The organism is Stenotrophomonas sp. YJH_SMC_81, from assembly GCF_059370875.1.
In genome coordinates this window covers 66,827-82,046 of record NZ_JCAFUB010000002.1, presented here as the reverse complement: position 1 = coordinate 82,046, position 15,220 = coordinate 66,827, and the positions used below count along the sequence as shown (strand labels likewise).

Annotated in this window: 19 protein-coding genes; 9 read left to right on the top strand and 10 right to left on the bottom strand. The window is 63.9% G+C overall.

Annotated features, from left to right (window positions below):
- Positions 1 to 169 precede the first annotated feature (169 nt).
- A complete protein-coding gene (locus AC5P8U_RS03950) occupies positions 170 to 817 on the top strand; it encodes a CPBP family glutamic-type intramembrane protease (RefSeq protein WP_227836812.1) in 648 nt (215 codons plus the stop codon).
- 143 nt (positions 818 to 960) lie between these two features.
- Here AC5P8U_RS03950 and AC5P8U_RS03945 read toward each other — a convergent pair whose 3' ends face one another.
- Entirely contained in the window at positions 961 to 1,395 is a 435-nt protein-coding gene (locus AC5P8U_RS03945; RefSeq protein WP_072167930.1) for a PepSY domain-containing protein, read from the bottom strand.
- Positions 1,396 to 1,550: 155 nt separating this feature from the next.
- Between AC5P8U_RS03945 and AC5P8U_RS03940 the strand changes: the two genes are divergently transcribed.
- Genes AC5P8U_RS03940 through AC5P8U_RS03930 form a run of 3 tightly spaced genes read left to right on the top strand, consistent with a single transcriptional unit; the run spans position 1,551 to position 3,816 of the window.
- The gene (locus AC5P8U_RS03940) at positions 1,551 to 1,841 is read left to right on the top strand and encodes a PepSY domain-containing protein (protein WP_072167931.1); all 291 of its coding nucleotides are present in this window, start codon (positions 1,551 to 1,553) and stop codon (positions 1,839 to 1,841) included.
- On the top strand, positions 1,841 to 2,500 hold the full coding sequence (locus tag AC5P8U_RS03935; RefSeq protein WP_447897018.1) for a response regulator transcription factor: 660 nt from the start codon (positions 1,841 to 1,843) through the stop codon (positions 2,498 to 2,500). The genes AC5P8U_RS03940 and AC5P8U_RS03935 overlap by 1 nt, the downstream gene beginning before the upstream one ends.
- Positions 2,497 to 3,816: a sensor histidine kinase gene (locus AC5P8U_RS03930; protein ID WP_447897019.1), complete on the top strand. Its 1,320-nt coding sequence runs from the start codon at positions 2,497 to 2,499 to the stop codon at positions 3,814 to 3,816. The genes AC5P8U_RS03935 and AC5P8U_RS03930 overlap by 4 nt, the downstream gene beginning before the upstream one ends.
- 132 nt (positions 3,817 to 3,948) lie before the next feature.
- Here AC5P8U_RS03930 and AC5P8U_RS03925 read toward each other — a convergent pair whose 3' ends face one another.
- Together AC5P8U_RS03925 and speA are read right to left on the bottom strand one after the other, a co-directional pair.
- The gene (locus tag AC5P8U_RS03925; protein WP_005411369.1) at positions 3,949 to 4,269 is read right to left on the bottom strand and encodes a DUF6122 family protein; all 321 of its coding nucleotides are present in this window, start codon (positions 4,267 to 4,269) and stop codon (positions 3,949 to 3,951) included.
- A 37-nt stretch (positions 4,270 to 4,306) separates the two neighbouring features.
- Positions 4,307 to 6,196, bottom strand: coding sequence for an arginine decarboxylase (speA, locus tag AC5P8U_RS03920; protein ID WP_061480252.1), 1,890 nt, complete (start codon positions 6,194 to 6,196; stop codon positions 4,307 to 4,309).
- 191 nt (positions 6,197 to 6,387) lie between these two features.
- Between speA and speE the strand changes: the two genes are divergently transcribed.
- Entirely contained in the window at positions 6,388 to 7,242 is an 855-nt protein-coding gene (speE, locus tag AC5P8U_RS03915; protein ID WP_072167936.1) for a polyamine aminopropyltransferase, read from the top strand.
- Positions 7,243 to 7,366: 124 nt separating this feature from the next.
- Here the strand turns inward: speE and AC5P8U_RS03910 are convergent, their stop codons facing one another.
- A complete protein-coding gene (locus AC5P8U_RS03910; RefSeq protein WP_032954620.1) occupies positions 7,367 to 8,272 on the bottom strand; it encodes an aspartyl/asparaginyl beta-hydroxylase domain-containing protein in 906 nt (301 codons plus the stop codon).
- Positions 8,273 to 8,708: 436 nt separating this feature from the next.
- On the opposite strand from AC5P8U_RS03910, the gene AC5P8U_RS03905 reads away from it, so the two are divergent.
- Positions 8,709 to 9,368, top strand: coding sequence for an RIO1 family regulatory kinase/ATPase domain-containing protein (locus tag AC5P8U_RS03905; protein ID WP_227836810.1), 660 nt, complete (start codon positions 8,709 to 8,711; stop codon positions 9,366 to 9,368).
- Between the two features lie 125 nt (positions 9,369 to 9,493).
- Here the strand turns inward: AC5P8U_RS03905 and AC5P8U_RS03900 are convergent, their stop codons facing one another.
- A complete protein-coding gene (locus AC5P8U_RS03900; RefSeq protein ID WP_005411374.1) occupies positions 9,494 to 9,832 on the bottom strand; it encodes a P-II family nitrogen regulator in 339 nt (112 codons plus the stop codon).
- 155 nt (positions 9,833 to 9,987) lie between these two features.
- Between AC5P8U_RS03900 and ubiK (AC5P8U_RS03895) the strand changes: the two genes are divergently transcribed.
- Positions 9,988 to 10,245 (top strand): ubiquinone biosynthesis accessory factor UbiK, encoded by a 258-nt coding sequence (ubiK, locus tag AC5P8U_RS03895; protein WP_069138732.1) that lies wholly within the window; start codon positions 9,988 to 9,990, stop codon positions 10,243 to 10,245.
- Between the two features lie 35 nt (positions 10,246 to 10,280).
- Here ubiK (AC5P8U_RS03895) and AC5P8U_RS03890 read toward each other — a convergent pair whose 3' ends face one another.
- Positions 10,281 to 11,210 (bottom strand): hypothetical protein, encoded by a 930-nt coding sequence (locus AC5P8U_RS03890; RefSeq protein ID WP_227836809.1) that lies wholly within the window; start codon positions 11,208 to 11,210, stop codon positions 10,281 to 10,283.
- A 73-nt stretch (positions 11,211 to 11,283) separates the two neighbouring features.
- Here AC5P8U_RS03890 and ubiK (AC5P8U_RS03885) point away from each other — a divergent pair, with 73 nt between their 5' ends.
- Both ubiK (AC5P8U_RS03885) and arr read left to right on the top strand, forming a co-directional pair.
- Positions 11,284 to 11,535: a ubiquinone biosynthesis accessory factor UbiK gene (ubiK, locus tag AC5P8U_RS03885; protein ID WP_005419983.1), complete on the top strand. Its 252-nt coding sequence runs from the start codon at positions 11,284 to 11,286 to the stop codon at positions 11,533 to 11,535.
- A gap of 127 nt (positions 11,536 to 11,662) precedes the next feature.
- A complete protein-coding gene (arr, locus tag AC5P8U_RS03880; protein WP_495213930.1) occupies positions 11,663 to 12,097 on the top strand; it encodes an NAD(+)--rifampin ADP-ribosyltransferase in 435 nt (144 codons plus the stop codon).
- A gap of 4 nt (positions 12,098 to 12,101) precedes the next feature.
- Here arr and AC5P8U_RS03875 read toward each other — a convergent pair whose 3' ends face one another.
- The 4 genes from AC5P8U_RS03875 to AC5P8U_RS03860 form a co-directional block, all read right to left on the bottom strand.
- On the bottom strand, positions 12,102 to 12,536 hold the full coding sequence (locus AC5P8U_RS03875) for a DUF4279 domain-containing protein (RefSeq protein ID WP_272040947.1): 435 nt from the start codon (positions 12,534 to 12,536) through the stop codon (positions 12,102 to 12,104).
- A 310-nt stretch (positions 12,537 to 12,846) separates the two neighbouring features.
- Entirely contained in the window at positions 12,847 to 13,203 is a 357-nt protein-coding gene (locus AC5P8U_RS03870; RefSeq protein WP_032958808.1) for a CPCC family cysteine-rich protein, read from the bottom strand.
- A 346-nt stretch (positions 13,204 to 13,549) separates the two neighbouring features.
- The gene (locus AC5P8U_RS03865) at positions 13,550 to 13,879 is read right to left on the bottom strand and encodes a hypothetical protein (RefSeq protein WP_088497371.1); all 330 of its coding nucleotides are present in this window, start codon (positions 13,877 to 13,879) and stop codon (positions 13,550 to 13,552) included.
- 96 nt (positions 13,880 to 13,975) lie between these two features.
- Positions 13,976 to 14,578 carry a DUF998 domain-containing protein gene (locus AC5P8U_RS03860; protein WP_088497372.1) on the bottom strand — a complete coding sequence of 201 codons (603 nt, stop codon included), beginning with the start codon at positions 14,576 to 14,578 and terminating at the stop codon, positions 13,976 to 13,978.
- Positions 14,579 to 15,220 lie beyond the last annotated feature (642 nt).

Genomic DNA, 15,220 nt, shown 5'->3' with positions numbered 1-15,220 from the left:
CCTTGACACAACACCTGCAGAGGGCGCTACGATCAGTTTGCACCGTTCAGCGGCATTGCCTATCTTGGCGATCTGTACGACCTTTACAACCTGATGGCAAGGTGACGCAAATGCCCCCGGCTCGATTCAACCGGGGGCATTCTCTTAGTGTTTGCCATCCAAGGATCGAATGCGGAAGCCGCTACCCACCCCAGAGAACTTCCTGATCTATGCAGCTGTTAGCTGGGTAGCCGTGAGCTTTATTGGAATGTTCTTAGCCGATGCCGGCATGTATGGCGCCAAAATCGTAACTGAGGCGGCAGCGTTCTCTCTCTTGGTTGCGCTGTTTCCTAGCGAGCCGCACAGACCTTGGTCAGTAGCAGTAGTCTGCATCGCATTAGCTGGCGCCGCAGTATTCTTTGCCATGTGGCTTGTATTTTTCGCGCTCCCCGAAGCCAAGAGCTTTTCCTTCCCAGATCCTCAAAGCTTAAATCGCCTTGACATAGTTGCTGGATTTTTGGGGACTGCGGTTGTTTCACCACTTTTTGAGGAAAAATTGGCGAGACACTTGGCACTAAGGGGTATCGAGGGCGTTACACCGCCTTGGCTCTCGAGGTTAGTGTCGCCTCGAATACTTGCCACCTTGATTGTCTCAACAATATTTGCGTGGGCGCACGGCGATATGGCTGTCCCTGCGTTTATCTTCTCGCTCACTTTAAGCTGGCTCACCCTGAAGCATAGGTTCGGCCTCTTACAGCGCGCATTGTTGCATGGGATCTACAATGGCGCGGTCATGTTCTGGTTCCTGTCCTATGGTTTCGGCTTCTACTCAGGATGACTCTGTAGCGAGGAGCACGGTTCGCGCCGCATAGTTGCTCGCGAGAGTCCAGGTCAATCATTGCGACTTTTCGACGACAAGGATTGCGGAGCACAACGATCACGAGATTGCCGGCCAGCGGCCGGCACCTGCCCGCGCGCGAATCAATCCAGCCAGCCATCGCGCTCGCTGTGCAGGATGCGGCCGTCGTAACCGCTCAGGCGCACCTCCACCTTCTGGTTGCGGGCATTGCGGGCTTCCAGCGACCAGGTCGCCCCATCGCGTTCCAGCGAATGGATCTCGCGCAGGCCATGCGACTGCGCCCGTGCCAGCACCTGCTCGGTGGTCAGCAGCGCGCGGCCGCTGTGCTCATCGAAGATCTCGCCGGTCTTCGGGTCCACGTAGACTTCGCTGAAGCGGCCATCGGCGCGGCTCACGTCGGCTTCCCACAGGCCGTCATCGCGTTCGATCTCGTGGATCTGGGTGTAGCCGGCCTTGCGCAGGGTCTGTTCGACCTGGGCCATGCCCAGCGGTGCGGCCTGTGCGGCCGGTGCAATGGCCAGCAGGGCAACGGTGGCGAGGGTGAGCGACTTCAACATGGGGGTTCTCCTGTTCGTGTTCGTGGCCGGACCATCCCGGCAACGCCACGATGCATGCCTCGGTTAACAGCGCCTTAGCCGTGGCTGTTAGCCGGCTGTTAGTCATCCCCGGCACACTCGCGCCTGAACCCCTCCTTCTTTCTTTCTGCACCCGCATGCTTCCCACCCTGCCCCTGCTGCTGGCCCTGGCCGGCTCCCCGATCGCCGCCGCGCCCGTACAGGACCCGGCGCAGCAGGTCGCGCGCCGTGCCGTGCAGCAGGGCCGCTACGTGCCGCTGGAGAGCGTGGTGCGCGATGCGCTCAAGCGCTACCCGGGCCAACTGCTGGAAGTGGAGCTGGACGACGGCGTCTACGAAGTGGAGATCCTGCGCGGCGACGGCGTAGTAGTGGAGCTGGACTATGATGCGCGCAGCGGAAAGCTGCTGAAGACGGAGCTCGACGACTGATGCGCATCCTGTTGGCCGAAGACGATGCCGCACTGGCACAGCGCCTGGTGCCTCTGCTGGAACAGGCCGGCTATGTGGTGGCGGTGGTCGCCGACGGCCGCGAGGCCGAGGAGATCGGCCAGGTCGAAGACCTGCAGGCCGCCATCGTCGACCTCGGCCTGCCCGGGCTGGATGGCCTGAGCGTGATCGAGCGCTGGCGCGGCAATGGCCGCAGCTTTCCGGTGCTGGTGCTCACTGCGCGCGGGCGCTGGCACGACAAGCTGGCCGGCTTCGATGCCGGCGCCGACGACTACCTGACCAAACCGTTCCAGGCCGACGAACTGGTGCTGCGGCTGCGCGCACTGATCCGTCGCAGCCATGGCCACGCCAGCCCGCGCCTGCACTGCGGCCCGCTGCAGCTGGACGTCAACGCCGGCCGCTTCGAGCTGGATGGGCAGGCGCTGGCCCTCAGCCCGCAGGAGTTCCGCCTGCTCAGCTACTTCATCCATCACAGCGGACAGGTGATCGGCCGCGACCGGCTGGGCGAGCAGGTGTTCGACGGTGGCCACGACCCAGACTCCAACGCACTGGACGTGCTGCTCGGACGCGTGCGCCGCAAGCTCGGCATCGACCTGATCCAGACCGTGCGCGGCCAGGGCTGGCGGCTGGCCGCGCCGTGAGCCGGCAACCATCGCTGCGACGGCGCCTGCTGCTGGCCGGCGGCGTCGGCCTGCTGCTGGTCTCGCTGCTGGCCAGCGCGTTGCTGGGCGAGCTGTTCAAGCGCAGCGCGCGCGACCGCCTCGACCACGAACTGCAGCAGGACATGCTGACCCTGCTGGCGCAGGCCGAAGTGGATGCGGACGGACAGCTGCGCCTGCGCCAGGAACCCAATGACGCACGCTTCCAGCGCGTGTTCTCCGGTGCCTACTGGCAGATCGCCGGTGCCGATGGCCGCGTGCTGCTGCAGTCACGCTCGCTGTGGGATGAAACCCTGCCGGCGCCGGTTGCCGGGCCGGCCACCCGCAACCTGCCCGGGCCGCTGCAGCAATCCCTGCGCGCACGCGTGCAGCAGGTGCGCCTGCCGCGCGCCAGCGAACCGTTCGTGGCCGTGGTTGCCACTGATCGCAGTGCGTTGGATGCGGATGTCGCTGCATTCCGCAAGCGCACCGCCATCGCGCTGGGCGTGCTGGTCGCCGCCTGGCTGGCGGTGCTGGCCAGCCAGGTGCGCTTCGGCCTGCGTCCACTGCATCGCCTCGGTGCGCAGCTGGAACAGGTACGGCGCGGCGACGCGCAACGCATCGATACGCAGGGCCTGGGGGCAGAGGTTGCGCCACTGGGCGAAGAACTCAATGCACTGCTGGACCACCAGCAACGCATGGTCGCGCGTGCGCGCACCAGTGCACAGGATCTGGCGCATGCGCTGAAAACCCCGCTGAGCGTGCTGGCCACCGAAGCTGACGGCGATGGCGCGGACTGGCGGGCGACCGTGCGCGAGCAGAGTGCGCGCATGCAGGCCAGTGTCGACCGTTACCTGGCTGCAGGACTGGCCGCCGACCATCGCCAGCGCACCGACGTGGCGGCTGTCGCACAGGCGATGTGCCGGCTGATGGCACGCGTGCATGGCGAACGTGGCATCGCGTTCACGGCGGCGGGCATCGACCCGACGCTGCAGTTCGCCGGTGCCAGTGCGGACTTGGAAGAGATGCTGGGCAACCTGCTGGACAATGCCGGGCGCTGGGCACAGCGGCAGGTCCAGGTCAGCGCGGAAGCCGACGACGGCCAGTTGCGCATTGAGGTCCGCGACGACGGCCCCGGCCTGGCCGCGGACGCCCTGCAACGGGTCACCCAGCGTGGCGTGCGGCTGGATGAGCGCGTGGGCAGCAGTGGATTGGGGCTGGCGATCGTCGGAGATATCGCCGCCAGTTATGGCGGACGCGTGGCGCTGGAGAATGTACAGCCGGGCCTGCGCGCGACGTTGTGGCTGCCGGTGGGGTGAAACGACCAACCTGACGGTGGGTAGTGCCGGCCGCTGGCCGGCAACCACGTGGTCACCGGGAACACCCTGCGGAAACCGGCCAGCGGCCGGCTCTACCAAGCGCCAATCCGACCGGTCGCCGTGCAGCAAGCATCAACGGTGGTGCATCCACCAGCAATCAATTGCGTCCAGCACGATGTGGATGATCAGACCGATGCCGAACAAACGCGTTTTCTTCGGCACGCACAGCCCGGCATAGACCGCAATGGCCGGTGCGGTGTGCAGCGGATGGAAACCAATGCTGCAGCGGTTCGGTGCATAGATCGGGTCGGCCAGCAGATGGTCCAGGTCGATGATCCAGCCCAGCAGCATCAACAACCACGCCGAGGCGAAGCGCTTGCGCCAGAACAGCCATGCCAGCAGGGCTGGCACGGCGGCATGCAGGAACAGGTGGAAGATCGCGCGCGCGCTCATCGGCAACAGTGGCACCGGGCGGGCCCGGTGCCGTCCATCACACCAGCGGTTCGTCAGACAGGTAGGTGTAACCGGTCAAGCCGGCTTCCAGCGCGTCCGACAGTTCCTGCGCGCGTTCCGGCGACAGCTGCGCTGCAGCCACGCGCTGCGCATAGGTCGCACGCAGTTCGTCCAGGCGGTAACCCACGTAGTCCAGCATCACGTCGGTGGTATCGCCACGGCGCTGCTGGGTGATGGCATAGCCATCGGCATCGGCCAGCACTTCCACCGCGTCGGTATCGCCGAACAGGTTGTGGATGTCGCCCAGGATTTCCTGGTAGGCGCCGACCATGAAGAAGCCGATGCGGTAGCTCTCGCCCGGCTTCATCTTGTGCAGCGGCAGCGAGCTGTCCAGGCTCTCGTTCTCGACATAGGTTTCCACCATGCCGTCCGAATCGCAGGTCATGTCGGCGATGATGCCGCGGCGGTCCGGGGTTTCATCCAGGCGCTCGATCGGCACGATCGGGAACACCTGGTCGATCGCCCACACGTCCGGGATCGATTCGAACACGCTGAAGTTGACGAAGTACTTGTCGACCAGGCGCTCGTTCAGTTCATCCAGTACCGGGCGATGGCTCTTCTCGTCATAGCTCAGGCGCGCACGCACGCCGTGGGCGATGGCGTAGAACAGATCGTCGATGCGCGCGCGCTGCGGCAGGTCGATCTGGCCCAGCGCGTAGCTGGCCAGGCCTTCGGCATGGAAATGCTGCGCTTCCTGGAACAGCTCCACCGCCGGGCGCACGTCCAGCTCGTCGTGGATCTCGCGCAGGTGGCGGATCGCCGCCGGCTCGTCGTCGTGCTGGTCCGGCACGCGGCCTTCCTGCGCTTCTTCCACTTCCGACACATTGGCGATCAGCACCGCGTGGTGCGCGGTCATTGCGCGGCCGCACTCGGTGACGATGCGCGGCGGGGTCAGGCCGAATTCTTCGCAGGCATTGGCCAGCGGCTGCACGATGTTGCTGGCGTAGGAATGCAGGCCGTAGTTGATCGAGCAGAAGCTGCGCGAACGGGTGCCTTCATAGTCCACGCCCAGGCCACCGCCCACATCGACGTGGGTGATCTTCGCGCCCAGGCGCGACAGCTCCACGAAGTAGCGGGTGGCTTCGCGCATGCCGTTGGCGATGTCGCGCACGTTGGAGATCTGCGAGCCCATGTGGAAGTGCAGCAGGTTCAGGCAGTCGGCGTACTCGGTGTCACGCAGCGACTTCCACAGGTCCAGCAGCTGGCGCGGCGACAGGCCGAACTTGGCCTTGTCGCCACCGCTGTTCTGCCACTTGCCGGCGCCCAGCGAGGCCAGGCGCATGCGCACGCCCAGGCCCGGCTTCACGTCCAGCGCCTTGGACTCTTCCAGCACCAGCTTCAGCTCGGACGGCTTCTCGATGACGATGAAGGTCTGCAGGCCCAGCTTGCGGCCGATCAGGGCCAGGCGGATGTACTCGCGGTCCTTGTAGCCGTTGCAGACGATCAGCCCGCCCGGGCGCGACAGCGCCAGCACGGCCATCAGCTCGGGCTTGCTGCCCGCTTCCAGGCCGAAGCCCTCGCCGTGGTGGCTGGCCAGGGTGCCGGCCACGCCGCGGGTCTGGTTGACCTTGATCGGGTACACGGCCGTGTAGCCGCCGCTGTACTCCCAGTCCTGCTGGGCCTGGGCGAAGGCCGCCTGCAGCTTGCCCAGGCGCTGGCCGAGGATGTCCGGGAAGCGCACCAGCAGCGGCAGCTTGGCGCCCGCCGCCCGCGCCGCGTCGACCACCTTGGGCAGCGACACCACCGGGCCGTCCGCCCCGGTCGGTCTCACCACCATGTGCCCGGCCTGATCCACGTCGAAGTAACCGTCCGCCCAATGCGGGATCGAGTAGGTCTTGCGGGCTTGGTCGAGGGACCAATCGGTCATTTCAGTCGGCCTTGTTGGCAATAAAAGGGGGGGCATGATAACGCCTATGTGCCCACAGGTTCGTTATCATGCGCGCCCGCGCCCGTGACAGGTTCCAACCTGAACGGGCCGATCCGTCCGGATGTGGCATCTGTGCCACGCGGCCCCGCCCGCCAGCCCGGCTCCACCCCTCCGAACAGGACTGTTTTCCCATGACTGACAGCAACAACTGGTACATCGAACACTTCGAACGCACCGGCTCGGCCATCGGCTACCGCATCACCGGCAAGCTGGACGAGGTGCAGTCGCCGTTCCAGAAGATCGAGATCTTCCAGACCACCGACTGGGGCAACCTGATGACCATCGACGGGGCCATCATGCTGACCAGCAAGGACAACTTCTTCTACCACGAGATGATCAGCCACCCGGTGCTGTTCACCCACGCCGCGCCCAAGCGCGTGGTGATCATCGGTGGCGGCGACTGCGGCACCCTGCGCGAAGTGCTCAAGCACACCGGCGTGGAGAGCGTGACCCAGTGCGATATCGACGAGCAGGTCACCGTGATGGCGCGCAAGCACTTCCCGGAACTGTGCGACTCCAACGACGACGCCCGCGCCGAGCTGCTGTTCGACGACGGCGTGGCCTACATGGCCAACTGCCCGGCCGGCAGCGTGGACGTGGTGATCGTGGACTCGACCGACCCGGTCGGCCCGGGTGAGGGCCTGTTCAACAAGGCCTTCTACGAGAGCTGCTTCAAGGCCCTGAAGGACGACGGCATCCTGGTGCAGCAGTCCGAGTCGCCGCTGATGCAGCTGGCGCTGATCAACGAAATGCGCACCGAGATGGGCAAGGCCGGCTTCGGTTCGTTCAAGACCCTGCCGTTCCCGCAGCCGTGCTACCCCACCGGCTGGTGGAGCGTGACCATGGCGCGCAAGGGCGACAGCAGCTTCGACTTCCGCCAGGCCGACTCGGCCGCCAAGACCTTCAACACCCTGTACTACACCGCCGCGCTGCACACCGGCGTGCTGGTGACCCCGCCGTTCGTGCAGGCGGCATTGAAGGGTTGATCCAAAGAAAAACCCGCGCTGGCAACAGCGCGGGTTTTCTGCTTTCTGTAGAGCCGAGCCCACGCTCGGCTGCTCTTCGGACAGGTTGCGGTAAACCAAGCCGAGCATGGGCTCGGCTCTACAGTTACAGCGCCCAGATACCCGCGATCACCGCCACCACCAGGCCCCACTTGATCAGCTGGTAGGCCACCACGCTGCGCTCGCGCAGTGCCTTGGCCTTCAGGCGCACCTTGTAGACGCTGCCGAATGCCTTGTTGACGCCACCGGTTGGGTCACCCGGCAGGTTGGGCGAGGCGCCGCCGGCCAGCAGCGTGGCCGCCACCGCGCGGTTGAACAGCCCCGGCAGGCCGAAGCGCAGCGGGCGGGCGATGTCGCAGAACAGGATCACGCGGTCCTGCTGGGTCTCGTTGTGCGCATGGTGGATGTAGGTCTCGTCGAACATCATCCACTCGCCGTCGCGCCAGCTCTTCTTGATGCCGTCCACTTCGATGTAGCAGGCATCGTCGTTGGGCGTGCTCAGGCCCAGGTGCAGGCGCAGCGAGCCGGCGAACGGGTCGCGGTGCGGGCGCAGCTCACTGCCCGGCGGCAGCTGCGCGAACATCGCCGCACGCACATCCGGGATCGACTCGATCAGCGCCGTGGTCTTCGGGCACAGCGTCTTCGCCGACGGGTGCGACGGGCCGTACCACTTCAGGTAGAAGCGCTTCCAGCCACGACGGAAGAACGAATTGAAGCCGGCATCGTTGAACGTGCTGGAGGCGGCGATCTTCTGCGCGTCGCGCAGCGCCAGCGCCTCGTCGCGGATCATCTGCCAGTTCTGGCGCAGCGGCTCCAGCTGCGGGAACTCCTTGCCCGGGTCCAGGAACGGCGTGGTCGGCACCTTCGAGAACATGTACATGACCACGTTGATCGGGGCCATGAAACTGGAGTGGTCCAGCAGCTGGCGCGACCAGCGCGCGCGGACCTTGCCACGGAAGTGGATGTACAGCACGCAGGCCACGAACAGCGCTGCAATGACGATTTTGATGATCAAAGCACTTTCCTCCAGCCGCGGCCGGAACGGGAAACGGGGCGATGCACGGCCAGGCGGCCAGCACCGGTGGGGAACGCGGCAGGGGACGGGGACGTGCCGGAGGGGGGCGGCCGCCGATGTCGCGGGCTAACAGCTTATGGTCGGCAGGCCGTGCGCCGGGGTCAAGTTGCCCGTGCGCCGCGTTCAGCCGGTTGTGGACGAGGCGCAGGGCTGAGCGCGCAAGCGGTTGATACTAAAGGCCAACTGGAATAAGTGAGACAGAATTGTCCGATTCTGCGCGACGAACTGTTCCAGCCACGGCCCCGACATTTCTCCGACAAATCGTGGAATAGCGAACTGGCGAGTACTAAAATTAACGAAAACTTAGTAACTCCCTGTAACACCGGTTCGCTTGACGCTTTGCGCCACCCACCGGGTCGTCCGAGACCCCGACATGTACCTTCCTGCCCTGCCATCCTCTTCCTGCGGCGATGACGCCGCCTCCCCGCTGCTGCTCAAGCGCGGCGAGCGTTTCCTGGCCCCGGATGTCTACCGCACCTGCCTGGACGGGCGCGAGGCGGTCATCAAGGACTACTCCCGCTACCGCGGCACCCCCGTTTCGCTGATCGCGCGGCTGATGGTGCGCCGTGAAGCACGCATGCTGCAGCGCCTCGGCGGCTGGAAGCATGCCCCCGCACTGCTCGGCACCCTGGGCGGCCTGGCGCTGGGCATGGAGTTCATCCCCGGCCAGACGCTCAGCACCGCGCAGGCCGTCGGCAATGAAGTGTTCGAGCAGCTGCAGCACGCGCTCAGCCGCCTGCACGCCGCCGGCATCACCCACAACGACCTGCATGGCACCAACGTGGTGGTGAGCGGAGGCGTGCCGGTGCTGCTGGACTTCACCTCGGCCTGGCGCGTACCGCGCTGGCTGCGCCGCAACCCACTCAGCCGCCAGCTCAGCCGCAGCGACATGAAGAACCTGCTGAAGATGCGCCAGCGCCTGACCGGCCAGGCCCCGAGTGCCGCGCAGGCCGCACTGGTGGCCGATCCGGGCTGGGTGGCCGCGGTGCGGCAGGGCTGGAAGCGGTTCTACAAGTGGGCCAAGCGGCGGTAGGGGTCGAGCTCGCTCGACCGCGTTACCGCTCTTTGTAGAGCCGAGCCCACGCTCGACTGCTGTTCCTGCGTCGCGCGAAATGCAGCCGAGCATCGGCTCGGCTCTACAACATCCCGCCAAACGGGTTACAACGCGTCAGCGTCCAGTTCACCGGTACGAATACGCACCACGCTGCCCAGGTCGTACACGAACACCTTGCCGTCCCCAATCTTGCCGGTGCCGGCGGCCTTCACGATGGCCTCAACCACCGCCTCCACCTGGTCATCGGTCACCGCCACTTCCAGCTTCACCTTCGGCAGGAAATCGACCACATACTCCGCGCCACGGTACAGCTCGGTGTGGCCCTTCTGGCGACCAAAGCCTTTAACTTCCGTCACCGTGATCCCGGTGACCCCACGCTCGGCCAGTGCTTCGCGCACGTCGTCGAGCTTGAACGGCTTGATCACCGCCATGACCATCTTCATCGTCTATCTCCTGTCTTCCGGCGTGGAGGATAGCGCCTGAACGTGGCCCGTGCGAAGCCGCTGCGGCCTGTCCGGGCAGTGGGTGCCAGCAGTATCCTTGTGTGCGAACGGCCTGCCCGCGCCGGATGCACGGGCCCCCCCCCACGGAGCACCCCATGATCGACCTGAACCAAATCGATGACCTCGCCCGTCGCCTCAGCGACCTGGTGCCGCCGGGCCTGCGCGAGTCGCGCGAGGAACTGCAGGCCACCTTCAAGAGCGCGCTGCAGGCGGGGCTGGCCAAACTGGACCTGGTGACGCGCGAAGAGTTTGAAGTGCAGCGTGCTGTGTTGTTGAAGACCCGCGAGAAGTTGGATGCACTGGAAGCGACCGTGCGTGAGCTGGAAAGGCGCTCGACATCAGATTTGAGTTGACGCCACTTTCGCCAGACAGCGAGGCGAAAAGCAGACTACCGCTCATCGTCAAACGCGAAGTGCCTCACGTCCTCGAGATCGAACACGGCACGATCCTGCGTCAGCCGAATCCGGCCGGACACCTGCACGCTGGCAGAGACATTGCACAGGCCAGGACTGTTACGCTCCAGGCATATGCGCTTCTGTTCGGCGTAAAAACGTGCGACCGAACTGGCGGCCCCATGCTTGCCGATATCGAGGATTCGTGCGCCATCGCTACAGCGGGAGTTGCGCAGAACCTCTTCGTGGCGGTTATCCGTTACATATCGAGCTGACAACACGACCTCATCCCGATCATATTTGCCGGGATTCTTAGTGATGGCACACAGCACTTCTTCATGAGGATCGTCTTTTACCGCTGCCGCCCCTACACTGGCATATGCAGATAGCAGCAGGCCCAGCATGGGCACCAATGACGCAGATTTCATAGTCATTTGTCCTTCTCGGTCTTGGGCTGACGCGCTTCCCAGTTTGCAACAGAACCCTCCCCCCTTGGCCTGTTCACCCTTGCTGATGTTGATCCCAAGGCCTTTAGCAACAACCGCCTCCGTGCCGTAAGCACTCCGCTCTGTGGCACGAATCTCATCACTGGTGGCTGCGGCGCGTCCACGCTCCGCCGTATCAATATCGTGCTGATCTTCTTGGGCGATCACCTGCACCCCCGTCTTTGGGCTGTCGACCTTGCTGAGATCGACAGTGACTGTCCCCTTCTGATTGGTATTGGCGAGCGTGACTACCTGCGTTGGAAGCCCATCTGCGGCGTAACTCCAAGTCTGGCTTCCGTTCCCATCGGGGAACGTTAGCGTCGAAATCCTGTTGCGCGCATCGTACGCCCGGTCAATGACCTGTAGCCCTTTTCCTAACAAGCCCCGCCAGCCACTGCCTTGGTGCTCGAAAAGTCCTAGGGAATGGACTGAGGAAGCCATCACAAGGTTTCATGCGTGGTTTAACTCGGCGGGCTGAAGATCGAACCGGCTGTTACCCCACGGCCCCCTCCCCATGATCGACCTGAACCAAATCGATGACCTCGCCCGTCGCCTCAGCGACCTGGTGCCGCCGGGCCTGCGCGAATCGCGCGAGGAACTGCAGGCCACCTTCAAGAGCGCGCTGCAGGCCGGCCTGGCCAAGCTGGACCTGGTCACCCGCGAGGAGTTCGAAGTGCAGCGCGCCGTGCTGCTGAAGACCCGCCAGAAGCTGGATGCGCTGGAAACCGCCGTGCGCGAGCTGGAAGGGCGCGGCGCCGCAGAATGAAAAAAGGGAGGCGCACTGCGCCTCCCGTTTGCAGATTATTTCCCGGATGGGGCCTTGCAGCAAGGCCCACCGGGCGCCCTAGACTCGCCGGCCTGTCGATCCGGCAGGACACGCAGGGGCAGTGCCGATGGCGCAGGACACCGAATGGACACCCGTTTCGCATGACACCTGCGACCAGATCGCCGGGCCGTTCTATCACGGCACCCGCGCTGATCTGGCGGTGGGCGAGCTGCTCAGCGCGGGCTTCCGCTCCAACTATCGCGACAGTGTGGTGATGAACCACATCTACTTCACCACGATTGCCAAGGGCGCCGGGTTGGCTGCGGAGATGGCCCGCGGTGAAGGGCGACCGCGCGTGTATGTGGTGGAGCCCACCGGGCCGTTCGAGGACGATCCGAACGTGACCAACAAGAAGTTTCCCGGCAACCCGACGCGGTCGTATCGGAGTGCAGAGCCGTTGCGGGTGGTGGGCGAGATTGTGGAGTGGGAGCTGTATGACGCGGAGTTCGTTCGGCAGTTGAAGGCGTTTGTTGCTTCGGGCAGTGGGGAGATCATCAATTGATGACCTACTGGCGTTGGGCGTTGCACACCTCTTCATCGGCTTCATAGATGTCCAGCCCGAGCTCAATGCCGCGCTCACCCAAGGCGAGCAGCGCGCGAGGCGAAAGCGAGACACCACCGTTGCTGCTGCCCATGAAAAGACCGCAGAACAGATCAGGTCGGAAGCGTGCCAGAGACTGCCATACGGCGAGATCGCCGGTGAGCTGATCGAGGATTTCGAAGATCTGAGCGTCCAGATCTTCAGGCTCACGACGCTCCGCATCAAGTTGCCAGCTGCCAGTCCTGGCGATGCGCACGGTGCCTGATGGGTTGCCTCTGAGTTCCTGGCCCTTGTGATGCGATGCGGTTGGAGTGGATCCGAGCAAGGCACTGACTTCTTCGGGCAGGAGGTCGTCCCCGAAGAATCTGAGGGTTACCAGGGAATGATCGAATGCGGCCATTGGAATCCAGTGCGTAGGCATCGTTGATGTCAGATTACGGCCGACCTGCCCACAAAGCACCATGCGGCGTGCTTTCGCCTGATACAGCGCGATCCTAGGGCGGCTGGGTTCGGCCATCAAGCCGGCGCATGACCAGATGCAGGCATAGCATCAGACGCCCCGCCAAATCCACGTTCAACACACCTGGGCCATGTCCGCTACGGGTCGCTGGCCGGTCAGTGATCCACAGGAAATACCCTGCGCGAGCCAATGTCCGCTCTCGGCCAGTGGTGGACATTCGCGAACGCCATGAGTTGGGCCGCGAAGTGCTTCAGATCGAAAGAACGCCCAGCATCGACCAGTAAGCCTCCTTCTCGTACGAGACACTCTTGCTGTGCCAGTGATTGCCGCCCCTTAGAGCTTCGTAGTGCCCGATCTCCGTGCTGGACAAAGGGCGCCAGCCAGATCCGCGGCGAAAGCCGCTTGCGACCTCGACGCCAAGGGGGAAACTGGAAAGAGCATTCTGCTGCGCTTGCGCCAGAGACTCGCCGTTGGCTCCGCCGGTGGATGTGGGGTTGGCAAGTTGCACTCCGTCATCCTCCCAGTTGCAGATCGGACATATGGCGTGGGACCCGTAGACGTCTTCCAGGGTCAGGAAGCCACACGATGGACAAGGCAAATCGATCATTGAGAACCAAGAACCTCAGGTAGACGAATCACTGGACTGGCAGGTGTCGCGTAGGGCTGAAGGGGACGAACGTCCGCTTCGGATCGAGAGCGGCCTCTAGCATTCCGGGTCGCGTTGTCTGGCGCCGGCACGTTTGCATTCAGCCAAGAGCGGGCATCAATCGCAAGAGCCTTCCATATCGTGGAGCACCGACACGAAAGTGTGAGCCCCGTCAGGCCGGCTGGATAGGCGATGCAAGATTCTCAAGCTCGACTCTTGCCGCGCTACCGCAAGATGATAACCGGCTAGCGGCCGTGGTCTCTAGAGCAGTTCCATGCCGGAACCAGGCATCTACTCCAGCGATTCGTCACTCCCGCCCTTCTGTCTGGATATGGATAGACGAAACACCGGAAACCAAGGAATGGCTGGACCAAGCATCCAGCTCTTCCGCAATTGAACCACTCAGGAGCCATCCGCGGCCGGTGCACTGTGCCGAAGCCAGGGCAAGAACCACAAACTCAGGCCACGATTGCGCAGCATGACGGGAGCAGGCACTCACCACGAAGCCGCCCTTGTGATATGGCTCGGCGTGGAGATTGCTGACTTCAAGACCTGCTTGCTCAAACATCCGCGCCGCGACCTTGACAGCCGCCTGCTGCGATGTGCAACTGGTGAACAAGCGCCAGTACAACTCCATGAGCCCACAATCTTCCAAAAGGCCCTCTGGGCGCGGTTGCCCTACTTATAGCAGAAGGCGCGCGCCCCTTCCGCTCTTGCCACCGAGGTGCCAGCATCAATGCGCAGGCTCCGCCTTCAACGCGCTTGAACCCCTTCGCAGCAGATACAGTGCAACCAGGAACGGCCACAGCGAGTTGATCGACGAGAACAGGCGCTGTGTCAGCCCCCGGAAGCCTTCCGGATCCGCCCCCACCACGTTCAACCAGAGATAGACGATGCTCGCGATGCTCACCATAGCAGTCACGGCGTACGCCCTTCGGTTGGCAGACCACGCGCTCAGTTCGATGTGCGACATCGCCGGTGCAATGATGTTTGCGATACCGATGGCGTAGAAGCCATGCATCGGATGACCCATGGGCCAGAGCCCATTGGTCAGCATGGAAATGCCAAAAACTAACCAGCAGATTGCACCGACTGCAATCCGGCGACCGGACTCTCGCCATACCCCGATGGAGAACGCCACGAAGCCCATACCGGAGCCGATAGCCGCGATCCTGCCGCAGATGCTTGCAAGCGTTGGCGCCTGCAGCAACTCGCTGGCGTGCTGTGCAAGCGGGCTGTAGCCCGGCGCAAACACGGCGGCAACGCTGGTCCAGAACAGGAACCACGGAAGCGGGACCAGACCCGCGCAGAGAAGCAGTCGGCTGCGGCGTGACACGTGCAGTGGTCCTTGTTTGGCCTGCGCCAGTGCGTGGAATCCAGTTGAACGCTGCCGAACCCTCCTGCTGCAGGCAGGACGATCTTGAGTCACTGCAGCAGTAGCCAGATTGCGCGCGGCACTCGGTGGGTTCAATAGGAAGGAGGTCATTTAAACCATCTAGCGGGTCTCGCAGCGGTTAGGTTACATGAGCGATCACACATATCCGATGGGCGAGTGCTGTCGCATTTGCCGCGCCTTGCATCTCCAACGGAAGGTTCTGACGACTCCGTCCCAGAAGTGCCGCTGCGCCAAGCACGCCAAGGCTCTCGCCCCATCCGACGCTATGCGACAATGCCAAAAGCGTCTCGGGTTTTGGCGGCATTGACCCCTACCCGTTGGCATTCCGCACAACAGCAGGTAATCGTTACTGCGCCACCGTGCATCGGTGGCCGGGACTCGAAAACCCGTTGTTGTGATGAAGTTTGCGCTTGCCAGCCGGCATCACCTTGCGTGGTGCCGGCTGGCAATCCGTCTGCCGGCTATGGCGGGCGGGGCGTGGGGGCCTCGTGCCCACCGGCGATCATCACACACCGGTTTTCGAGCCACGCTCTGCCCGCCACCTTTATCGGTGGCGGCTTCTGCCTGCATGCACGGAGCCCG